Annotated in this window: 8 protein-coding genes; 4 read left to right on the forward strand and 4 right to left on the reverse strand. The window is 59.2% G+C overall.

The genetic code is table 11. The features are described 5' to 3' along the window. The 4 genes from CVT63_07945 to CVT63_07960 all read right to left on the reverse strand — a co-directional run. A partial coding sequence (locus CVT63_07945; protein PKQ27446.1) for a recombination factor protein RarA occupies positions 1 to 252 on the reverse strand: 252 nt, incomplete at its 3' end. After that, positions 249 to 731 carry a DNA-binding protein gene (locus CVT63_07950; GenBank protein PKQ27447.1) on the reverse strand — a complete coding sequence of 161 codons (483 nt, stop codon included), beginning with the start codon at positions 729 to 731 and terminating at the stop codon, positions 249 to 251. The genes CVT63_07945 and CVT63_07950, both read right to left, overlap by 4 nt. Positions 732 to 735: 4 nt before the next feature. After that, positions 736 to 975, reverse strand: coding sequence for an AbrB family transcriptional regulator (locus tag CVT63_07955; protein PKQ27442.1), 240 nt, complete (start codon positions 973 to 975; stop codon positions 736 to 738). Between the two features lie 47 nt (positions 976 to 1,022). Further along, positions 1,023 to 2,006, reverse strand: coding sequence for an integrase (locus CVT63_07960; protein ID PKQ27448.1), 984 nt, complete (start codon positions 2,004 to 2,006; stop codon positions 1,023 to 1,025). A gap of 82 nt (positions 2,007 to 2,088) precedes the next feature. On the opposite strand from CVT63_07960, the gene CVT63_07965 reads away from it, so the two are divergent. From CVT63_07965 to CVT63_07980, 4 genes are all read left to right on the forward strand, one after another. After that, positions 2,089 to 2,304, forward strand: coding sequence for a hypothetical protein (locus CVT63_07965; protein PKQ27443.1), 216 nt, complete (start codon positions 2,089 to 2,091; stop codon positions 2,302 to 2,304). Positions 2,305 to 2,311: 7 nt separating this feature from the next. Next, complete coding sequence (locus CVT63_07970) at positions 2,312 to 2,581, forward strand: hypothetical protein (GenBank protein PKQ27444.1); 270 nt, start codon at positions 2,312 to 2,314, stop codon at positions 2,579 to 2,581. 91 nt (positions 2,582 to 2,672) lie between these two features. Beyond that, positions 2,673 to 3,068: a hypothetical protein gene (locus CVT63_07975; protein ID PKQ27445.1), complete on the forward strand. Its 396-nt coding sequence runs from the start codon at positions 2,673 to 2,675 to the stop codon at positions 3,066 to 3,068. A gap of 402 nt (positions 3,069 to 3,470) precedes the next feature. Beyond that, the gene (locus CVT63_07980) at positions 3,471 to 3,836 is read left to right on the forward strand and encodes a hypothetical protein (GenBank protein ID PKQ27449.1); all 366 of its coding nucleotides are present in this window, start codon (positions 3,471 to 3,473) and stop codon (positions 3,834 to 3,836) included. The last annotated feature ends 164 nt before the right edge of the window (positions 3,837 to 4,000 follow it).

Below are 4,000 nucleotides of genomic sequence, written 5' to 3' on the forward strand. Positions count from 1 at the left end.
CACCGCCGACAGCGCGATGAACTCGCACTGGAACTGCGTCGCCATCATCCGCGCCAGCGTCGTCTTGCCGACGCCCGGCGGCCCCCACAGGATCATCGAATGCGGCTGGCCGGAGGCGAAGGCCAGACGCAATGGTTTGCCCGGGCCGAGCAGGTGCTGCTGGCCGATCACTTCATCCGGCGTCTGCGGGCGCAGTTGCTCGGCCAGCGGCGCGTTGCGGTCAATGTCGGAGGAGGAAAAAAGATCGCTCACGTTGATGTCCCCTGCTCCATTCCGGCCGCCGGCCCGACGATGTCCAGTTTGGGGAAATAATTACTGTAGCGGCGCACGTCGCGCGTCAGCAGACGCATGCCGCGCACCAGCGCATGGGCGCCGATGTAGAAATCCGGCATCGGCGACGTCTTCACGCCTGCCGCCAGCCGATAGACACGAAAGGCCTGCCCGGCGAGAAAGGCCGCATCCCACGGCAAGGGCTCGCGCAGCAAGGGCAAACCGGCCAGCGCCGCCTCCAGATCGGCCGCGCGTTCATAACGCGCCGCCAGTTCGGCGAGGATCAACGGGTTGATCACCAGTGACCCGGCTGTCGCCTGCCTTTCGAGCTGATCAAGCGACCACGACGCCCATTGCGCATCGTCGGCCAGCACATCGATCAGCACGCAGCTATCGACCAGCGTAGCCGGCGCCCGCAGCGAATACTCCGCCGGCGACTCATTGACTGCCAGATCGCCCATAGCCTCAGCCACGCAGGAAGTTCATGAATTCGTCGGTGCTCATGCCCTTGAACTGCGTCGCATTGGCCGAACCGCGCACGCGGGCAAACGCCTCGCGGACGCCGCCAGCCAACGACCGCAGCGGGCGAATCACCACCTCGCCGTTATCGCGCAGCTCGAATTCGACTTCGCCGTGTGGCAGCAGCCCGGCCTTCTCGCGAATGTCCTGCGGAATGGTCACCTGCCCCTTGCTGGTTATCTTCATGGCGCCTCCTGATTCTTACTCTTACCGAAGAGTATTACCACGACCACTCACTGTAAAGCACGCACCGCATCCAGCGGCGACACCACGCCGCCCCCGCCGCGATTGAGCACGTGCGTGTAGATCATCGTCGTCGACACATCCGAGTGCCCCAACAATTCCTGCACCGTGCGGATGTCGTAGCCCGATTCCAGCAAATGAGTGGCAAAGGAATGGCGCAGCGTGTGCGTCGACGCCGGCTTGGCGATAGCCGCCAGCCCGACCGCCGCCTTGATCGCTCGTTGCAAGGCCTGCTCATGCGTGTGGTGGCGGCGCTCAATGCCGCTGCGCGGATCGGTCGACAACTCACGCGCCGGAAAAACCCAGAACCAGCCCCACGCCCGCGGTGCGGCAGGATATTTGCGCACCAGTGCTTCCGGCATCTGCACACCGGGCCGACCGGCTTCCTCATCTCGCTCCCACAGCACCCGAACGCGGGCCAGATGCGCCTGCAAAGCCGGCACCGCCGACGCCGGCAAGACCGTCAGGCGATCCTTGCCCCCCTTGCCATGGCGCACGGTCAACTCGCCACGTTCAAAATCGACATCCTTGACCCGCAGGCGCACGCATTCCATCAAGCGCATGCCCGTCCCGTAAAGCAGACGGGCCATCAGCGCATGCGTCCCGTCCATCGCCGTCAATAACCGCTCGACCTCGCCGCGCGACAGCACCACAGGTGTCCGCTTCGGCTTCTTTGGCCGATCCAGATCGGTCAGCCAGGGCAGATCGACCCCCAGAACTTCGCGATACAGGAAGAGCAGCGCCGACAAGGCCTGCTGGTGTGTCGACGCTGCCACCTTCAACTCGGCAGCCAGATGACCAAGAAACCCCCTGACCTCATCCGCCCCCATCTCACGAGGGTGCCGACGATCATGAAAAGCCACGAAACGACGTACCCACTCGACATAGCAGCGCTCGGTCCTTATGCTGTAGTGCTTGTAACGAATGACCTCGCGAAGCCGCCCCAGCAAGGTCGAAGCTTGATTCAGTTCCATGCCGTACCTGCCAATCAAAATTCACTGTGTATAAATACAGTATTCCATCTTTATTGATATGACAAGAGGCTTTCAAGGCGCCATGTTCACCAGCGTATACAGCAAGAAGCCAGAATATGCGGCGACCAAGCCGGATATCCAGGCCAAGGGCCATGTTCGAGCGCCGTCCATTCCGGGAAATATCCGGATCAATTTGACCAAAGACCATGCCGGCCGTGCGTCTTCGGCTGACAGGCTGGCGAGAATAGATGGCGCCATTCCAGAATACACGGCGAATGTGCCGTCCACTTCACGTTAGAGGTCATATGTCGCTCTTCGACCTAATTATTGTCGGCGCTCTGATTGCTATCGTTTTTGCACTCATCCGTGCGAACGACGTGCTCGGAAACAACCCAAATCAGCAAGTTAAAGCCCTCGAAGATTTGGTCGGCCCATTTCCGACAAAAATGTCGTTCGCAGAAAAGCTACGCCTCAACAATTTTTTTGGCATCACCCCGACCAACCCACGCCGGGCTAGGTGGCTTGCTGTTGTTGTCGCGCTGTTCTTCCTCGCCATGCTTTGGCTGCAGCAATGACCTCTAACATCACGCTCAAAATCGCTCCCTCCGGTCGCTTGGACGCGCCGCAAGCGGCGCGCCATTTAGCTCAACGTTAGAGGGCAAGTCCTTGCAGACGCCCAGGTCATTCACAAGAATCTATTGGCTCGCGTGGCTAGCAGCTTTTTGCTGTTTTGCCGCAGCACTGATGTATTACGGCATCGAGAACACCTTGGGTTCGTTTGCCTTGTTTAGCGTCTTGCTGGGTGGCTTCGCATTCAATTTTGAATTCGGCCGCCTGATGGGCTTTCTCAAATTACATGCTCCATCTTTCTATTCGCAATTACCGAGTTCGCGATGGTTCGAGTTCAGCGCATTTTTCAGCCCGAGACTGCTTCGTACCCCAGAGATTGGTGCCCCCCACTACTGTGCTATGCAAACCTACCGTGCTGCTTGGCGGTTTTCTGTTGTCGCCATTTTTCTACCGTTGCTTATCAATTGGGTCGCAAAGGCATATGCCCTCTAACATTGCGGTCAAAGCCGCTCCCTCCGGTCGCTGGACGCTGCGCGATAAAGCGCCGCGCAGCGCCCTTTACCTAAAACGTTGGGCGGCGAGACATCCATGAGCGCAGACCTCCAAAACGCTGACTCGCGAGCACTTCACGAGCCGTTCTCAAAGGCCCTTGGCGCGAGCAACCCGCGCGCTGCGTTAGCTTGGCTCGTCGGCGTGCTTGCTACCCAATCTGCCGGCCTGCGCTCATCAAATTCTTACCTGGTCGCGTATACCGGCTGTCCAGAGGCGATCGACTGGCTTGAGGCAACCGTCGCCTCACCCGTAACTACGCATTGGGGTCAGGGTGCCGCGCTGTTGGGCACGCCTTGGCCGCGCATCAGAAACTGGCTAGTCGCTGGTGGTTCGCAACAACTTATGGCGCTCGACACGCTTATTGCCTATCGTGCTCCTGCGCCGAATATGGCGCCCTTGGCCCAAATCGCAGCCCCAGTCCTGCCCGACGCTCCTACACTCAGCGAGTATCAAGCAACGCTCATGGCAGTCCTGAACGAGCAAACCACACCGCGAGTCCGAAAGGCTGTCGAGAACGTTTTGGCTTACGCCACTGAAACCCTTTCGCGCAAAAATCGGGGCGTGTCGGTTGCCGATCTCCCTTTGTTATTCCTCCAACCGGAGGTATTCCAAAATGCATCCGAAATATTAGGTCGTCACGACTCCGTAATTTCTGGCATACGTCAGTCCGTCCAAGACTTGCTCGCGCAGCTCCCATCACGATCATGACGCGCCGCCCAACCCATCATTCGAGCGGACCTGCGCGAAAAGCCGCGCAGGCCGCTCAATTCAAACGTTAGCGGTCATCATGCGACTCCAAGTCACCACTGAACACATAAAGAAGCAGAACCGCAAATCAGCGTTCTTCGCACTATTCATGACAGTACTGTGTG

The sequence above is a fragment of the Candidatus Anoxymicrobium japonicum genome, from assembly GCA_002843005.1.
In the GTDB taxonomy this organism is placed as follows: domain Bacteria; phylum Actinomycetota; class Geothermincolia; order Fen-727; family Anoxymicrobiaceae; genus Anoxymicrobium; species Anoxymicrobium japonicum.